The organism is Parabacteroides sp. PF5-9, assembly GCF_029893105.1.
Classification (GTDB): domain Bacteria; phylum Bacteroidota; class Bacteroidia; order Bacteroidales; family Tannerellaceae; genus JARXWG01.
Window position 1 is genome coordinate 13,264 of record NZ_JARXWG010000029.1, and the last position, 17,901, is coordinate 31,164.

The 17,901-nt window shown below is 42.1% G+C and carries 12 protein-coding genes; 9 read left to right on the plus strand and 3 right to left on the minus strand.

The features are described 5' to 3' along the window. The first annotated feature begins 7 nt into the window (after nucleotides 1-7). Nucleotides 8-1,438 carry a Gfo/Idh/MocA family oxidoreductase gene (locus M2135_RS13995; RefSeq protein ID WP_280749144.1) on the plus strand — a complete coding sequence of 477 codons (1,431 nt, stop codon included), beginning with the start codon at nucleotides 8-10 and terminating at the stop codon, nucleotides 1,436-1,438. Between the two features lie 72 nt (nucleotides 1,439-1,510). Here M2135_RS13995 and M2135_RS14000 read toward each other — a convergent pair whose 3' ends face one another. Further along, nucleotides 1,511-4,507 (minus strand): PEP/pyruvate-binding domain-containing protein, encoded by a 2,997-nt coding sequence (locus M2135_RS14000; RefSeq protein ID WP_280749145.1) that lies wholly within the window; start codon nucleotides 4,505-4,507, stop codon nucleotides 1,511-1,513. Nucleotides 4,508-4,612: 105 nt separating this feature from the next. Between M2135_RS14000 and gdhA the strand changes: the two genes are divergently transcribed. The 3 genes from gdhA (at nucleotide 4,613) to M2135_RS14015 (ending at nucleotide 9,423) form a co-directional block, all read left to right on the plus strand. Next, nucleotides 4,613-5,947 (plus strand): NADP-specific glutamate dehydrogenase, encoded by a 1,335-nt coding sequence (gene gdhA, locus M2135_RS14005; RefSeq protein ID WP_280749146.1) that lies wholly within the window; start codon nucleotides 4,613-4,615, stop codon nucleotides 5,945-5,947. Between the two features lie 856 nt (nucleotides 5,948-6,803). Continuing rightward, a complete protein-coding gene (locus M2135_RS14010; protein ID WP_280749147.1) occupies nucleotides 6,804-8,282 on the plus strand; it encodes an Mfa1 family fimbria major subunit in 1,479 nt (492 codons plus the stop codon). Nucleotides 8,283-8,457: 175 nt separating this feature from the next. Next, the gene (locus tag M2135_RS14015) at nucleotides 8,458-9,423 is read left to right on the plus strand and encodes a FimB/Mfa2 family fimbrial subunit (RefSeq protein WP_280749148.1); all 966 of its coding nucleotides are present in this window, start codon (nucleotides 8,458-8,460) and stop codon (nucleotides 9,421-9,423) included. A gap of 15 nt (nucleotides 9,424-9,438) precedes the next feature. Here the strand turns inward: M2135_RS14015 and M2135_RS14020 are convergent, their stop codons facing one another. Both M2135_RS14020 and M2135_RS14025 read right to left on the minus strand, forming a co-directional pair. Next, the gene (locus M2135_RS14020; protein WP_280749149.1) at nucleotides 9,439-10,209 is read right to left on the minus strand and encodes an ATP-binding cassette domain-containing protein; all 771 of its coding nucleotides are present in this window, start codon (nucleotides 10,207-10,209) and stop codon (nucleotides 9,439-9,441) included. Between the two features lie 5 nt (nucleotides 10,210-10,214). After that, on the minus strand, nucleotides 10,215-10,958 hold the full coding sequence (locus M2135_RS14025; protein WP_280749150.1) for an ABC transporter permease: 744 nt from the start codon (nucleotides 10,956-10,958) through the stop codon (nucleotides 10,215-10,217). A gap of 145 nt (nucleotides 10,959-11,103) precedes the next feature. Between M2135_RS14025 and lptB the strand changes: the two genes are divergently transcribed. The 5 genes from lptB to M2135_RS14050 all read left to right on the plus strand — a co-directional run bounded on the left by lptB (nucleotide 11,104) and on the right by M2135_RS14050 (nucleotide 17,751). Next, nucleotides 11,104-11,856, plus strand: coding sequence for an LPS export ABC transporter ATP-binding protein (gene lptB / locus M2135_RS14030; RefSeq protein ID WP_280749151.1), 753 nt, complete (start codon nucleotides 11,104-11,106; stop codon nucleotides 11,854-11,856). A 37-nt stretch (nucleotides 11,857-11,893) separates the two neighbouring features. Further along, nucleotides 11,894-12,580, plus strand: a complete 687-nt coding sequence (locus tag M2135_RS14035) for a DUF1080 domain-containing protein (RefSeq protein WP_280749152.1) — start codon at nucleotides 11,894-11,896, stop codon at nucleotides 12,578-12,580. A gap of 165 nt (nucleotides 12,581-12,745) precedes the next feature. After that, nucleotides 12,746-14,479: a tetratricopeptide repeat protein gene (locus M2135_RS14040; protein WP_280749153.1), complete on the plus strand. Its 1,734-nt coding sequence runs from the start codon at nucleotides 12,746-12,748 to the stop codon at nucleotides 14,477-14,479. A 109-nt stretch (nucleotides 14,480-14,588) separates the two neighbouring features. Next, nucleotides 14,589-14,951 carry a DUF3244 domain-containing protein gene (locus M2135_RS14045; RefSeq protein WP_280749154.1) on the plus strand — a complete coding sequence of 121 codons (363 nt, stop codon included), beginning with the start codon at nucleotides 14,589-14,591 and terminating at the stop codon, nucleotides 14,949-14,951. A gap of 1,231 nt (nucleotides 14,952-16,182) precedes the next feature. Continuing rightward, complete coding sequence (locus M2135_RS14050; RefSeq protein WP_280749155.1) at nucleotides 16,183-17,751, plus strand: vitamin K epoxide reductase family protein; 1,569 nt, start codon at nucleotides 16,183-16,185, stop codon at nucleotides 17,749-17,751. Nucleotides 17,752-17,901 lie beyond the last annotated feature (150 nt).

The window sequence follows — 17,901 nt, forward strand, 5'->3', positions numbered from 1 at the left end:
ATAAACCATGAATTCGAATGACATTTCACGCCGTTCATTTCTGAAACAGGGTGTGGCTCTTTCAGCAGTTTCTGCTATCCCTTCTTTCTGGATTCCCTCCAAAATACACGCTTCTGCACCACGTGTTAGTGCGAATGATAAAGTAAATCTGGCACTTATTGGTATCGGAAACCGCGGGAATGAGATTACCAAAGATTTTATAAAAACGGGCATGTGTAATATTGTTGCATTATGTGATGTGGATATGGGTGCTCCTCATACGCAGGAGGTTATTTCTATGTTCCCCAACGTTCCGCGTTTCCAGGATTTCCGCCAGATGTTTGATAAAATGGGAGGACAGATCGATGCTGTAACAGTTGCAGTTCCCGACCATTCCCATTTCCCGATCACGATGGAAGCGATGGCTCATGGAAAGCATGTCTATGTCGAAAAACCAATGGCTCGTACCTTCAATGAAGTCGAGTTGATGATGAAGGGTGAAAAGAAATACGGAGTGGTCACTCAAATGGGGAACCAAGGCCATTCCGAAGGCAACTATTTCCAGTTCAAAGCTTGGAAAGAAGCTGGCATAATTAAAGATGTGACTGCTATTACAGGGCATATGAACAATGTGCGTCGCTGGCACGAATGGAACCCACGGATAAATAGTTATCCGGTAGCCGAACAGCTTCCGGCTACAATGGATTGGGATACTTGGTTGGGCGTAACGCATGAACATGCCTACAACCACGATTATCATCTCGGGCAATGGCGTTGCTGGTATGATTTTGGTATGGGGGTATTGGGCGACTGGGGAGCACATATTCTGGATACCGTACATGAGTTCCTTGATTTGGGACTGCCGACAGAGATAAATCCGATCTATCTGAAAGATCATAATCCGTTCTTTTATCCGATGTCTTCTACACTTCAGTTCAAATTTCCTGCTCGTGGTATTATGCCGGCAGTAGATATTACGTGGTATGACGGACTGGATAATATCCCGGCTGTACCGGAAGGGTATGGTGTGTCGGAAATCGACCCGAACATCCCGACTGTAGCAGGAGGTAAGATTCAACCGGCAAAACTGAACCCCGGGAAAGAGATCTATACGGATACACTCACCTTTAAAGGGGGATCTCATGGCAGTACGCTTTCCATTATTCCGAATGAGGTAGCAAAAGATATGGCTTCTAAATTGCCGGATGTGCCGCCAAGCCCATCGAATCACTTTGCGAACTTCCTTCTAAGTTGTATGGGGAAAGAGAAAACACGTTCTCCGTTCTCAATCGCCGGGCCGCTGAGTCAGGTATTCTGCCTGGGTGTGTTGAGTCAGTGGCTGAATAGTAAAATTGTATTTGACCGGGAGACCAGACAAATTACAAATAATCCGGTTGCCAATCAACTGTTGTATGGTGCAGTGCCGCGTCAAGGTTGGGAACAATATTATAAGATATAAGATTTTTTTGCGAGACTTTTTTGATGACTACAGAAAGGGCTGTACCGGAAGGGCAGCCCTTTCATTTTTCCTTTATTCTGTCTCTTTTTCTGACGGAGATGAAATCTCAACATCCGGTTTCAATACGACTCCCAAACTTTTCTTTCCATCCATTTTCGCAACAATAGGTGTATCGAAATGGATATGGCGAAGAAAGTCCGATTCATAAGCAGCGGGTAATGCATTCAAGTAGGCTTCGTCAAACCAGCCATCCTCTTTAAACGGATTAATGGTGAAATAACCAACACCAAAAGAGGTTAGGTTCTGAAAGAAGTGTGTGCCCTGGCTGGGGTCAATCTGGTAATTTTCCAGTCCACATTCAACGATAACACGGGCGTTGCTGATGTGAGGCCATTTGACGGGTATGCCCAGCCAGTGATCACTGCTGCCCCAGCGTCCGGGGCCGACCAATACATAGACTTTCCCTTCTTCTGTAAACTGGCGGTTTATTTTTTCGATCTCGTAGGCAATTAGTTGATTGTTGGCCGAGTTGAATGCTTCGGTTTTGACATAGATGATATCTTGTATATCCGAAATAATACCATGCCCCAGGGCGCTGGTCGATGAAAGGATCGCCTCGTCTTTCTGTACCAATGTCAGGTCTTCCTCCATGACCTCCTTATTATCGACAATCGGTCTGATTTGCAACAGGTAAAAAGTGGCATTGGGGGTGTTGTCCGCCACTTCTATGTTGACGGCAAATTCGATTTCGATAGGGCGTCCCATCTCTTCCTGACCGATTTTTAGAATTTTATCTAAAGTGTCGGCCAAAGGGAAAACGTCGTGCTGAAGGATGTTTACAAATGAGATGATTTTGCGCCCTCCGGTATAATAGCCATCCCGTATAATCTGATCATACGGGTCATAGGTCGATACGATATATTTTAGTGCTCCGTCTTCATCGGCATCTTTGACGGAGAGTTTTAAAAGATTGAATGCGTCATCTACTGAAAAGTTTTCTGCCAGGTTTTTCAGGTCGAGGGCATAAAATCGGGTTTGCGTTTCGCGTAAAGCCAGGTTCATTGTGCTCATCTGCAAGATATTGTGCTGATGGCGCGGGGAAAAACGAAGAGTTGTCCCTCCGTCGACAATGTATTTTCCTAAGCCCAATGCCAGATTGGCAATCCCGTCTTCTGTCTTTTCATTGCCGATCGGATAGAAGTTCAGCGAACGGGCTACTCCGGAGATTGTCGGGTAGAAATGTGAATTGTATTGGCTTCCGGCGACTTCTTGTAAAACGATGGCCATTTTTTCCTGGTCGATGACGTTGGAAGTAGCTGTCATATATGCTTTGCTGTCTTTAAAGAATACAGAGGCGTAGACCGCTTTAATAGCGTCGCACACCGTGCGCATCATATCCTGCTTTGCTTCACAGTTGGGCACCATGTACGTAGAGTATATCCCGGCGAATGGCTGGTAGTGCGAATCTTCTAATAAACTGGATGAACGTATGGCAACAGGCCCTTTTATCACCTCAAAGAAGGCCATCAGATCTTCTGCCAGATTAGCAGGGAGATCTGCCTGAAGGAAATATTTCAATATGGCGTCATCATCAATGTCACTAAGAGCCACGGGATAGAGTTCGTTTGTTTCCATAAACTCATCGAAAATATCGGTACAGATGACAACCGTTTTGGGAATATTAACCGCAAAATTCTCTTTTTCAAGATTGGGATAACGTTTGACCATTGCACCCATGAAAGCCAGACCTCTGCCTTTTCCTCCTAACGAGCCGTCGCCTATACGGGCGAAGTTGCTGTATTCGTCGAAACGCTCTTTCTGATAAACAGCGACGACCCCCAGGTTTTTCATTCGACGGTACTGGACTATCAGATCGAAGATCAGTTGCCGTGCCTCGTCCATATTTTTATAATCGCTGACGTCTATATTTCTCAATACCTCTGCCGGTGGGAACATCGCCCGTGAATAGAAGAAACGGGAGAAATGATTTCTGGAGAGGTGATAGACCAATGAGTCGTCCGGGATGTCGAATATCTTTCTCTGGAGATCTTTCAGATTCTTGATCCGCATGATCTCCTCTTTTGTTTGTGGATTACGGATAATGAAGTCGCCGAATCCGAAATGTCTCATAATTGTTTTTCGCAGGTCTTGCGGATAACTTTTTGAGTTTTTATCGATAAACGAAGCGGCCAGTTCTTCGGCATATACGCTGTTGCTCGATTCGGAGGATTCGAGGATAAAAGGAATAGTCAATCCTGATTTGCGCACATAGCGTCCGAATTTATAACCGGCAAACGGGTCTTTAATGTCGTTGTAGGTGAAACTCATGTCGGAGATGATTCCCAGCATATTGTCTTTATACTGATCGAAGATTCGGACAGCCTCTTCATAGGTTCGAGCCAGTTTGATTTTAGGGCGACCACGCATACGCAACATCTGCTCGTGTTCATTCAATGCCTCTGCGGCAAACGCTTTGCTTTGCTCAAGTACAAATTTATACAGGTGAGGCAATGCCGAAGAGTAGAAACGGATCGAATCTTCTACCAATAAGATGGTCTGTACGCCGACACTAGCGGTGTCATCTTCCACATTCATCTTATCTTCGATCAGTTTGATGATCGCCAGTAGAAGTTCGGCGTTGCCCAGCCAGCTGAAAATATAGTCGATCGCTTTCAGATCTTCACTGGCGATTCGTTTGGTTACTTCCCTGGAAAAGGGGGTAAGCACAACAATCGGAATGTTGGAGTATTGGACTTTGATCTCTTTTGCCGCTTCAAAAATATCGCGGTCGTCCATATTGGGCATACAAATGATCAGTTCAAAATTGCGGTCTTCAAGTTCTGCCAACGCTTCTTCTTTGGTGGTGACCTGTGTGAATCGTGGTGGATAACGCAAGCTAAGCGCTGTATACTCATTGAATATCTGTTCGTCTACACGTCCGTCATCTTCGAGCATGAACGCATCATATTTGGTGGCAATAAGCAGTACATTAAATATACGCTTATTCATCAGATTAGCAAAAGAAGTGTCTTTAAACACCAGATTTTTAAAATCAGGGATACCGCTCATAATAAAATTGTCATTTTTATGCATCAAAAGTAGATAAAAACTTTGTTGTTTTATAAAAATCTCTACATTTGTGACATTTTGATAGTTAATTTAATGTTAAATACCATGAAGACAGAATTAATTTTAGCAACACTGGAAGCCAAACATCCTGGAGAAAAAGAGTTCTTGCAGGCTGTAAAAGAAGTGTTATTATCCATTGAGAGTGTATATAATCAGCATCCTGAATTTGAAAAGGCGAAGATTATCGAACGTTTGGTAGAGCCAGACCGTATCTTTACTTTTCGTGTTCCATGGGTGAATGATAAAGGGGATATAGAAGTCAACTTGGGGTATCGCGTGCAGTTTAATAATGCAATCGGTCCGTATAAAGGAGGAATTCGTTTTCATGCATCGGTCAATCTTTCTTCGTTGAAGTTTTTGGGATTTGAGCAAACGTTTAAGAATGCTTTGACGACCCTTCCTATGGGTGGAGGTAAAGGCGGTTCGGATTTTTCTCCGAGTGGCAGAAGCAATGGAGAGATTATGCGTTTTTGTCAGGCTTTTATGTTGGAGTTGTGGCGTAACATCGGGCCGGATACGGATGTGCCAGCCGGTGATATCGGTGTAGGCGGACGTGAAGTTGGTTATATGTATGGCATGTATAAGAAACTGGCTCGTGAAAATACCGGGACTTTTACAGGTAAAGGTATGGAGTTTGGCGGATCGATCTTGCGTCCGGAAGCGACCGGTTATGGCGCGTTGTATTTTGTCCACCAGATGTTGGAGAAACATGGTATTGACATCAAAGGAAAAACCGTAGCTATTTCCGGTTTCGGGAATGTCGCTTGGGGTGCTGCTGAGAAGGCGACTCAGTTGGGAGCTAAGGTTGTCACTATTTCCGGACCGGATGGATATGTTTATGATCCGGATGGTATCTCGGGAAAGAAAATAGAATATATGTTGGAGTTGCGCAATTCGGGAAATGATATTGTGCAACCTTATGTCGATGAATTCCCGGGGGCGGTATTTTATCCGGGCAAACGTCCTTGGGAGCAGAAGGTAGACATCGCTTTGCCATGTGCAATCCAGAATGAGTTGAATGAAGAAGATGCACGGAAATTGATTCAGAATAAGACCCTTTGTGTGGCGGAAGTCTCTAATATGGGATGTACGGCAGAAGCGGTAGATCTTTTCGTGGAGCATAAAATCTTATTTGGACCAGGTAAGGCTGTTAATGCAGGTGGAGTCGCTACTTCCGGATTGGAGATGACTCAGAATGCGATGCATATCGCCTGGACAGCTCAGGAGGTCGATGCCAAACTGCATCAGATCATGACGGCTATTCATGCACAATGTGTGGAGTACGGAACACAAGGCGACTATGTCAACTATGTAAAGGGTGCAAATATTGCCGGATTTATGAAAGTTGCCAGAGCGATGATGGCACAAGGTGTTATTTAAGGTATAGATCGTTATTCACTATACATTTTCCCCGGTAATTTTTTTATCGGGGATTTTTTTTGTTTTTGCCAAAGCGTCTATTCGTCTCCCTTTTTCTCTATTCTTTTGTTGGGTGTTCGGAATGTGTACCTGCTTTTTTCTACATCATCCCAAGGATATAAGAACCGCATGCTGATCCTTTTTTTGTTACACCTACCTCCGTTTTCTGTTAGAGGTACGTCTAAACAAATTTAGAGGTACCTCTAAATCGATTTAGAGGTAGGTGTAAAATAATTTAGAGGTACGTCTAACAAAAAAGTGTTCCGGATGCATCAAAAAAGCCGGCAGCGACATTACGATTTTTGTTTTGAATCGTTCACGGTGTAGTCTTATAAAAGAGGCGAATGGTAAAATGTGTATAAAAAAGTATTATATGTGAATTTTGCGCACGCTTTGATTATCAGTGTCTCTCGTTTTGTGAAAAAAAGTGAATGATTTGTATGCCTTGAATGTTAATGGGATTATGATATATTATGTGTTTTTGCTGGTGTTTGGGTTAAAAAATGGCTTTTAATGGTTTCAATATGTTAAAAAGAGTCAAAAATACAGTTTTTTGACTCAAAAAGAGTGTCTTTTTGAAACGGCGAATAGATTTATTACTAAATTCGCGCCGTGGAAGAACGAAAATGATGTTTTTCAGAATAATTAAACCGTAAAACAACTTAGCGCAAATAATAGAGTGAAACAAAAAAGAAAATAGACGAAAAAAGAAAACCTCTGTAAGAGAATTCCTAAATTCTCATTAAACGCAACAAACAAAAGACAGATTTAGATATAAATAATTTCAAACATTTTCAAACAATTAAATTTTAGAGAAATGAAAGTAAATTTCAAGTTAATGATGGCTTGTCTGGCTATGATGACTGTCGGACTCGTAGGATGTACAAACGAGGAAGGTCCGGGCGGGCCTGGTGGTGCTGGAGATAATGGCGCTGAAGGAAGTATAGCTTTGACGCTTGTCGATGGAAACACATCTGTGACAAGAGGAGCCGGCAGCAATGCGCAAGCAGCCGTGGGCAATGAGATTGGTATTGATTGGACGAACGACCTGAAAGTAGTTATTTTTGAAAACAACAACGCTGTTGTTAATGAGATGGTTAAATTTGAGGAAGTGACTCCGGCAACAACGCCTAAAACGTATAAGTCGACAAAGACATTCTCATTAAGTGCCGGAAATAAATATGTGTATATTCTGGCGAACGAAGCCGAAGCCAATATTCCGGATCCGGAAACGGCTACTTCCAGAATAGCCTGGGAAAGATCGATAAAAGATGTTACGATTACCTCATCAGCACCGGCAACTCCGGGTTATTTGAATATTGCTCCTGCTACAACAAATGGTTTTCGTATAGGAACGATGTGGAGAGAGATGGTGACTGTCTTAGGTACAAGCACAGATGTAAATCCGGAAGTCCTAGGGCCGATTTCAGTCGGTCGTGCTGCTGCAAAAGTGGTTTTATCCAGCGTGGCACAACAAGCCGGTACGGTCAATGGATTAAAAGGTCAGTTTACCCTTCCGCGTTATGCCGTACAGAGTGTGGCGAAGAAGTTCTATATGGTCGGTCAATATGACGGCAATCTGCTTCCGACAAACAATGGTGTTTATGTGACCAGTGCGGTACACGAAAAACCGGCCATTAAATCGGACGGTAGCGGCGGCTGGGTTCTTAATGATGCCGACTTTATGAATTATGCCGACAATGCAACAGAGTTGATCGCTGTAGGGAATGTGGCAACAAACTTCTTCTATGTAAGTGAAAATACAACAAAGAAAATGGATTCACCGGATGGTGCATATAACAACCGTCAATATTTCGGTAATACAACACATATACAGTTGGAAACTAAGTATGTGCCACACGCGGATGAGATCTATGATGCTGCTCAATTGCCTGACCTGGTCTTGTTGAGTGGTGGTTCATCTGTGATTTCGTCGAATGGCGGCACATTCTATGTGGCGATAGCTGGCGACGAAGGGCTCTCTTACATCTTTGCACAAGATCCTTCTCAGGCTAAACCGGCGCTTTATCCGACAGACGATCATCGGATTAAATATACTGGAGGATTAAACTATTACACATTTGCTGTGAGCGATCCGAATGAAGCAAATGACGAGTTGAAGAATCGCGTACTTCGTAACCATTATTATGATGTTTCCGTGACGGCAATTAACAGCTTGGGCGATGATAGCTTTATCCGCAAACCGGAACAACCGCTTCCGACGACATCTATCGTCGAAATTACAGTACGTATTGCCGACTGGAATAAGATTACTTCACCGGTAGTTATTCCGTAAAACAGTAATTTCATAAAGACTCATTGTTTATTTTGAGTCCCTTTTTATAAAACAGACCAGTCAGTAGTCAAAGTAGTTCGATAACTACCGGATTGCTTAGCTACTGATTGGTTTTTTTGTTCGTACTCCTCCAAAACTTTTAACTATGCTACATGAATATTGAAGCATTTTTAAAATGGTACATTTAAAACGTATAATATTATTTGTAATTCCTGTATTGCTTTTTGGCAGTTGCCTGAAAGATGAACTTGAGCCTTGTGGTATGGATCCGGATAATCTCCGGTATATCAGTCTGAAATCAGGAATGAGAAAATATAACTATGAGCATATTGTAAAAGAGGTTGATGTTTATCTGTATGATGATAACGATTTTTTGGTCGATCTGTTGAGTTATTCGAAGGAAGAGTTAAAGAAGACCGATTATAGGATTGCATTACCCATCGCAGAGAATCAGGAATATTCGGCTGTTGTCCTTGTGAACAAAGGTGATTCGTATGAAATAGATCGGATCGATCAGCAAAAAGAGTTTTACGTTTCGTTGAAGAGTGAAGCTGGCGATACGGTACGCACGCGACAAGCTGATTTGTTCACTGGTTTTAAAGTGTTGGATTTTGGGGCGGATGCACTTCCTGAAGGGATGGATGACAGGTGTGATACGGTAATTCTCATGAAAGCGACCAATCATTTTGACGTGACTGTCGATTTCAAAGGATACACCTTACCCACTGGATCACGAATTAATACCTATATAAAAGGGAACAACGGTTCGGCAAATTATCAGACCCGGTGTCACAAAAACAGCCAGCGTATATATATGCCTCTGCCACCAGACGATGGTTCGGTGATGACAGACAATCCACTATACTTTACAACAATGAAAATCTGGCACGGCAGTGACTTGACCCTTTATGTGGAAGAACTGAACGAGAACGATCAGTTGGTTAAAAGCCATCAGATGCTTATTGTAGATCGATTGGCTCAAATAAAAAACATGGACGGAGAGTATCTGTATAATACAGACGATAAACTGGATCAGGAAGATCAGTTTGTCTTAAATCTTGAACTTGACGATCGGTTTGTACTTATCGGTTTGTCTATCAATGGCTGGAGTCTGATCGAGTCGGGGATCGTCGTCGATTAATAATCCTCTCTGATTTTATCCTTCTTCTCTTTGTAACTCTTCTTCTTTTACTTTTTTGAGCAGGTCGGATGCAAAAATGAAGTCATTGAGGGCTTTGTTTGTTGAGGAGATAATCTCATGTTTAGTACCTTGCCACTCTTTTTTCCCTTCATTGATAAAGATGATGTTTTCACCGATATTCATCACCGAATTCATATCATGCGTATTGATCACAGTGGTCATCTTATAATCTGTGGTGATATCTTTGATCAGGTCGTCGATAATCAGCGATGTTTTGGGATCCAGACCCGAATTGGGCTCATCGCAAAAAAGGTATTTGGGGTTCAGCGCAATCGCCCGGGCAATCGCAGCGCGTTTCATCATTCCTCCACTGATCTCAGAGGGGTAGAGGTGTCCGGCTTCCGGTAGGTTGACCCTTTCAAGGCAAAATTGGGCACGTTTTTCCCGTTCTTTATACGAGTCTTTGGAAAACATATTTAATGGAAACATCACATTCTCCAGAACCGTCATACTGTCGAATAAGGCTGACCCTTGGAACAACATGCCCATTTCGCGACGTAGATGGTTCAACTCCTTTTTGTTCATCGATGTGAGGTTACGCCCGTCGTACAGAATCTCACCGCTGTCGGGAAACATCAGTCCGATAATGTTTTTGACCAAAACGGTTTTTCCCGAACCGCTTCGCCCGATAATCAGGTTGGTCTTGCCATCTTCAAATATGGCGTTGATATCATTTAATACCGTTCGTCCCTCAAAAGATTTGATAATATGTTTGACTTCAACCATGTCGCTTATGTAAGTAGTATATGTGTTAAAATAACGTCGGCCATCAGGATCATGACGCTACTCATGACTACTGCATTGGTGCTGGCCTTTCCCACTTCCAATGCACCCCCTTTGACATAATAACCGAAATAGGAGGCGATCGACGCAATGATGAAAGCGTATACGACGGATTTAATGATGGAGTACCAGACATAAAACGGAATGAAAACATACTGCAGACCATACTCGAAAGTGACCGGAGACATAGAGTCTATAACATAACTGGCGGCTACTCCTCCCATAATTCCGGTAAACATACTGAAGATCACTAGAACCGGGATAAACAACATCAATCCGACAATTTTAGGAAGTATCAGGTAGTTGGCCGAATTAACACCCATGATCTCCATCGCGTCGATCTGTTCGGTGACCCGCATGGTGCCTACCTCCGATGCGATATTACTTCCCACCTTTCCGGCCAGGATCAGACACATGATCGATGATGAAAACTCCAATAAGATAATCTCACGGGTCATATATCCGATGGTAAAGAGCGGGATCATCGGTGACGTGATATTTAACGAGATCTGAATAGCAATAACCGTTCCGATAAAGACGGAGATAATCACCACAATCCAGATCGAATCGACTCCCAGTTTGTAAATCTCCTTGACCAACTGCTTGAAGAACATACTCCAACGGTCAGGGATTGTGATGCTTTTCATCATCAATAATGTATATTCTCCTAATCGGTGTAAGGTTTTATTCATACGTTGTTTATATGATCATTTGGTCGGCAAAGATACGTTAATCGGTTGATAGTTGTTGGTTAAGAATGAACAATTTTAGTTCTTATTAGGGAGAATACACGGTCTGTAATTCATTATTTTATAACTTTGCATCAAACTTTTGATTATGACAGAAGGACAGGAAATGGTGCTCCGCACGGAGGATTTAGTCAAGAAGTACAGAACGCGTACCGTGGTCAACCATGTTTCTATCAATGTGAAACAAGGGGAGATTGTCGGTTTATTGGGCCCAAACGGAGCCGGGAAGACTACTACCTTTTATATGGCTGTCGGTTTGGTGACTCCCAATGAAGGGCGTATTTTTCTGGATGATATCGAGATTACCAAATACCCGGTATACAAACGGGCACGTAATGGCATCGGTTATCTGGCGCAGGAAGCTTCTATTTTCAGAAAGATGACGGTAGAAGACAATATCCGTTCCGTATTGGAGATGACCGATACCACACTGGCTTATCAGAAAGAAAAACTGGAAAGCCTGATTCAGGAGTTTGGATTGGAAAAGGTGCGCCGTAATCTGGGCGATCAATTGTCGGGAGGCGAGCGTCGACGTGCAGAGATTGCCCGTTGTCTGGCAATCGACCCGAAGTTTATTATGCTTGACGAACCGTTTGCCGGAGTTGACCCGATCGCCGTTCAGGATATCCAGACCATTGTGGCCCGACTGAAACATAAAAATATCGGTATACTCATTACCGATCACAATGTATACGAAACCCTGAGTATATGCGATCGTGCCTATCTCCTTTTTGAAGGGAAAGTCTTATTTCAGGGAACGGCCGAACAGCTGGCTGAAAATGAAATCGTCCGTGAGAAATATTTGGGAAAAGACTTCATCTTACGGAAAAAAGAGTTGTAATCTGTCGCATATCTCTTATATCTTAAAAATTAGTCGTATGAAATATCCTGCTCTTCTGATTGTTTTCTCATTGATCACCTCCTCCATGTTTGCTCAGGAAGACTCTGTTAAGGTAACAGATGACCTGAATAAGTGGCAGCCGTTATTCGGTGAAAATCTGTCGGAAGCGATCTACAATCCGGAGGCTTGGACGGATACGAACGGGATACTGACGGCTGTTGAAGACGACGCCATCTGGAGTACGGCCGAGTTTGAAAATTTCGAACTGGATTTGGATTTTAAGACCGAAAAAGGGACAAACAGCGGGGTAGTAGTCTATTGTACGGATATCAAAGAGTGGATTCCCCATTCAGTCGAAATACAGATTGCCGACGACCACTATGAAAAATGGGCTGAAGCCAAGCTGTATGAGCAATGTGGCGCAATATACGGCCATTTAGGCCCTCGTCAGCAAAAGGTCGTTAAAAAGCCCGGTGAATGGAATCATATGCGAATCAAATGTGTCGGGCAACGTATCTCCGTTATACTGAATGGGAAAAAAGTCAATGATATGAATATGGCTTTATGGACATCCGGTACGACCAATCCGGACGGTACAGAGATCCCATCCTGGCTGCCAACACCTTATGCCGAGTTGCCGGTCAAAGGTTTTATCGGCTTGCAGGGAAAACATGGCGAGGCCTCCGTCTCTTTTCGGAACGTAAAAATACGCCGTGCAAAATAAATCATCCTTCTCCTTATTTTTTCCCTCTTTTTCTATGTCAATAAAAAACTATTTTTGCAAAATAGATAAATCCTTATATTTGTAAGGATGATATAGAAGCTTGATCCTATTTGTTTTTTTTTGATAAATGTTATTGTGTTGTTTCCTTATATCTACGATAAAGTTATGTGCCGAAAAGTAACCGATCTCCTATTCTGTTTATCCCTATTTGCCCTGTTTATCCAGTGCAATACCCATTCGGAACAGATAAAAAGCTTGCAACAGGCCGAAGGGTTGATGAACGATCGTCCGGATAGTGCGCTTTTGATTCTGGAAGCATTAGAACATCCCGAACTGTTGCCTAAAGCACATTTTGCGTATTGGTGTTTGTTGTTGACACAGGCGCATGATAAAAATTATTTCACACACACTTCTGATTCTTTGATAAAAATCGCCGTCGATCATTTTGAACAAACAAAAGATATCAAACGAAAAACGCTTGCATATTATTATCAGGCGACTGTTTTTCAGGATTTAGGAGATGCGTTACGGGCGCAGGAATATTATTTGAAAGCCTTGGATGCAGGAAAAAATACTGGGGATCATGCCCTGTTGGGGAGGATATATTCCAATATAGGAACCTTATATCTTTTCCAAAATATGGATGATATGGCGAGAGATTTTCAATTAAACGCATTGCCTCATTTTGAGGAGGAGAAAGACTCCCTTAGTCTGGGGCTTGTTTTGAGAAACTTAGGCCGGATATACACTTCTAAAAACCAAATGGACAGTGCAATTTATTATTACGAAAGCGCTTTGCCGTTGGCACGAGAGAATAGTCGCTCGACGATCTATGGTGATCTGGGCGGACTTTATGGTCGATGCAAGGATTATCCCAAAGCCTTTATGTATATCTTTAATGCGATCGATTGTCTAGGTGAATACGATGAGCATTATCCCATCTACTTAACATTGGCCGATTTGTATTATGAAACACACCAGCCTGATTCTGCCATTGTTTATCTGTCCGAATCCATTAAATCGCCCAATTTGGCCACACAGGTCGGTTCCTATTCTGTATTGGCAAAAATAGAAGAAGATCGTGGAAATTGGCCGCTTTATGGCAAGTATCAACAAGAACGGATTCGGCTTCGGGATTCTTTAACGAATGCTTATCAGATTGAGAATCTTCAACATATGCAAAGTCTGTTCAACTACCAGCAAGTGGAAAAGGAGAAAATGTTTTATCTGCAGGAGGCGCAACAAAAAAACGTCTATATGTATCAGTTATTGATACTGATTGGGTGTTTAATCGTTTTATTGGTCGTGATGTATTTCATTTATACAAACAAAAAACAGAAAGAACAGAAACAGGCCGAACAACAACAGCGTTTTTTAATACAACAACATCAGCAAACAGAAGCTTTTCTGCTGGAGAAGGAAACGATGGTGAATAAACTGGAGCGGCTATTAGCTTCCGGTAAAGAAGAGTTTATTTATACTCAAAAAGCGCTTATTGTTGCTCAACGACAGATCTTAGAGGCCGAGATGAAAAAGAATAAAGCGCTGGAACTCGGACAACATTCGCGGGATAATAAATTTTTCAAGAGTGATTTTTATCAGCAGTTTACCACTTCACCCAATCGGATTAGCGATGAAGCTTGGCTTGAATTGATGGCTTGGCTCGATCTGGTCTATGCGGATTTTACCCGTCGTTTAAAAGGGCTATGTCCCACTATGTCCGAAAAAGAGTTGCGGATTTGCTGCCTGGTTAAGGTAGATATTCATGTGCGGCGCATTGCAGAAATCGTCTGTATGACTTCGCAAGGAGTTTCTAATGTCCGTTCTAGATTGTATACCCGCTTGACAGGTCAGAAGGGAAGCGCAGTTGATTTTGACAATTTTATTGCTAACTTTTGATCAAATGTTATTTGTGACTAAACTGTGACCTCTATTGCTTTCTGTTCGGATGCTTTTTGCCTAGTTTTGGCCGGTGAATAAAACACAGTAACAATTAAATTTTGGAACAATGAAAAAAGTATTATCTGTATTTTTAGCAATGCTGTTTTTATCGGTGACCACTCAGGTTATGGCTGAAGGAGAGGTGGAAACAAAAGGGAAATGGGGAGATAAGCGTATAAGGAGTTTCGTACCAGCAGTACCTGTTGTGTCGGAAAACGGTGGAATAGTTTCTATCTATTTTGAAGATGCGATTCCTGAATTGGTCGTTGTTATTACTGATGCCGATAATCAGATTGTTTATCAGGAAGTTATTACAGAAGGCCCGAATAGTACTTATCTATTACCGGTATCTTTAAGTAGTGGTACGTATAATATCAGTATTACACAACAAGTATATGGTTATCTGTTCGGAACGTTTGTAATTGATTGAAATTCCGTTATTTGAGAGTGAAGAAATTACAGTCTCTTTGTTGAGGCTGTGATTTTTTTTGCTATTCAGGATGATCAGCAGGGATCTATACAACTCTTTAGATCATATCAAGTAGACATGCCCGGGGGATGTCCAAAAAGTGCAGCTTATCATTGAGTAGGTTACAAGTTGTAAGCAGTAGCCCCGCGAGGGGTTATCTGCATTACGAGAGTTTGATATACATAATGGACTTTGTAGAAGAATATGTGAAGATGCAATATAGTGACCAGTGCTATCTGGGCTCCTCTCCTGGCCAGGAGAGGGGGACCCCCGCTTGCGGGGGTGGAGAGGTTGTATTTTGGGGTTAAACATCTACTGCCAACACACTAACAATACAATCAACCACTCAATCACCATACAACCACTCCACCGCTGCGGGGCAGCGATCCCCCTCGCCTGTCCAGGCAAGGAGCAGAGAATGTCCACTTGCTAATTTTGAAATCTTCAAACATTGGAGTATTTGAAACTTGTGATCAAACTGTGACCTCAAAAGCTTGGTTTTTAATTTTATTATTTATATAATACGCGCCCGCAAAAGCGGTGATAAAATGCCAAAATATAACACTTCTTCAATCTGACTTTTTTCTATAATGGATGTAGTTTCTAAAAAACGTCAGATAGAAACAAGTCTGTTTTCTGAGTATTCCCAGGAGCAAAAAAAGTGATTCTGAAGTCGCTTTTCTCGAAAAACCCACATCCTTTTTCTACCTCATTCGATAGAAATAAAAACATGATTCTGACTGTTTTACTGTCGTGTGCAGACTGTATTTCTGTCACACGTAGGTCTGTTTTCTGTTAGAGGTACCTCTAAATAATTTTAGACGTACCTCTAAACGGATTTACACCTACCTCTAAATTGTTTTAGACGTACCTCTAACAGAAAATTGTTTTCGATGTCTCATATAAACCGACAGCAACGTTGCGATTTTTGGTTTGATTCGTTTACTTATATCGAACTCACGTGTATTTATAGTCACAGATAGTTGTTTTTATATTAATTTCTGTTAATTATCGGATCTCAGATGAGCCTTTTATGACTATTTCTCCGTTTTTCGGTCGAGAATAACAACGATTTCATCGCGGATTTTCAGTTTGAAAACAAGTTGTGACCAAACTGTGACCTCAAAAGCTTGATGCTCACTTTTATTCTCCATAATATTACATTACTAATTAGGCCTATTTCGTTAACCTTATGATTGTAAAAGAGCAAAATATTTTCAGCTTGTACCTGGAGTTGTTGGAGGTAAAACATACAAAAGCCTACTCCAACAAATATTATGAAGAACATCCACATAATGCCAATCTCTATGGCTTATCACAGATGTTGACCGACTATGGAGTTGAGAACCTCGGATTGCGCCTGGAGAACACAATCACTAACCTTCAGGATATAGAACCTCCATATATTGTGCAAGTAAAAGGAGGTTTTGGTATTGTTTCCAATGTTACTCCGGATAAAGTGGAGTATTATGGTGATGGGAAAAAGATGGCGGTTCCGCATACTGATTTTCTTCGGATGTGGTCGGGGGTGGTGTTGGTTGGTGAGACCGACGAAAAGTCCATTGAACCAAATTATCCATCCAATCACCGGAAAGAACTAATCACTTCCATTGAAAAGATCACTCTTTTTATTGCTGCTATTTTGTTGTTGGGTGGAATCGGTTATACCACCGGTTTTTATCATCAGGGTGGTCTGTTGGCGGCTTTGTTGATCAATGGTCTGGGTGTTTATATCAGTTATCTGTTGGTTTTAAAGCAAATGAAGATCCATAGTCGTTATGGCGATAAACTCTGTTCTTTGTTTCTACATGAAGGCGACTGCAATGATGTATTGGAGTCGGATGGTGCCAAATTGTTCGGTACGTTCAGTTGGAGTGAGATCGGATTGGGTTATTTTGTGACCAATCTGATTTTGATCACCTGTTTTCCTGGATTATATCCTTATTTGACTTTGGTCAATGTCTGCTTTTTGCCTTTTACTTTATGGAGTGTGTGGTATCAAAAAGCGGTAGTCAGAGAGTGGTGTGGGTTATGCCTTTTTGTACAAGCAACCTTATGGTTGTTGTTTGTCAATAATCTGGCTTTCGGATTGATTGTCTGGCCTACGTTTACTGTCACTGCAATCCTATTGACCGGCTGTTTGTATATAATTCCTATACTGTTATTGAATCTGTTAATCCCCCGTTTATCGGAAGCTAACCGGATGCAGGAAGTCACTCAGAAACTGAATAACCTGAAAGCGGATGAAGAGATCTTCCGGGCAACGTTGAACGCACAGGCCAAATACGAGGTCGATCGGCAAATCGGTATCCTGATGGGCAATCCGCAAGCGAAACATATGATTACGGTGGTGACTAATCCGCATTGCAATCCGTGTGCCAAGATGCATGCCCGGTTGGAGCAGTTGATGAAAAGTTCGAACAATAGCTTTTGTCTGCAATATATGGTGACTTCGTTTAATGACGAGTTGACGGAAAGCAGTATGTTGTTTATCAGTATGTATAAAAAGCTGTCGCCTGTCGATTACGAATCGATGTTAAGCGAGTGGTTTCGTGGCGGCAAAGATAATCGTGAGGCCTTTTATGCAAAATATCCGTTCGACCGGGAAGATCCGGAGATGTTGGCCGAACTGAAGCGACATCAGTCGTGGCAGAAAGAGGTTGCCATCTTTTCGACACCGACTGTTTTGTTTAATGGGTATAAACTACCGGATAAGTATAAGGTGGAGGATTTGGGGTATTTTACGGAGATGAGTGTTTGATTGATGTTATGGATATGGTTGCTGGCAGAATAAGGATTGGGCAGAATATGTTTAATAGAATAATATAAAGAAATTCTATATATAGATATTATTGTATGTTTGTAGTGTGCAATAACGGCAACTTAGCTACTTGCTGGGGAGAACTACAGA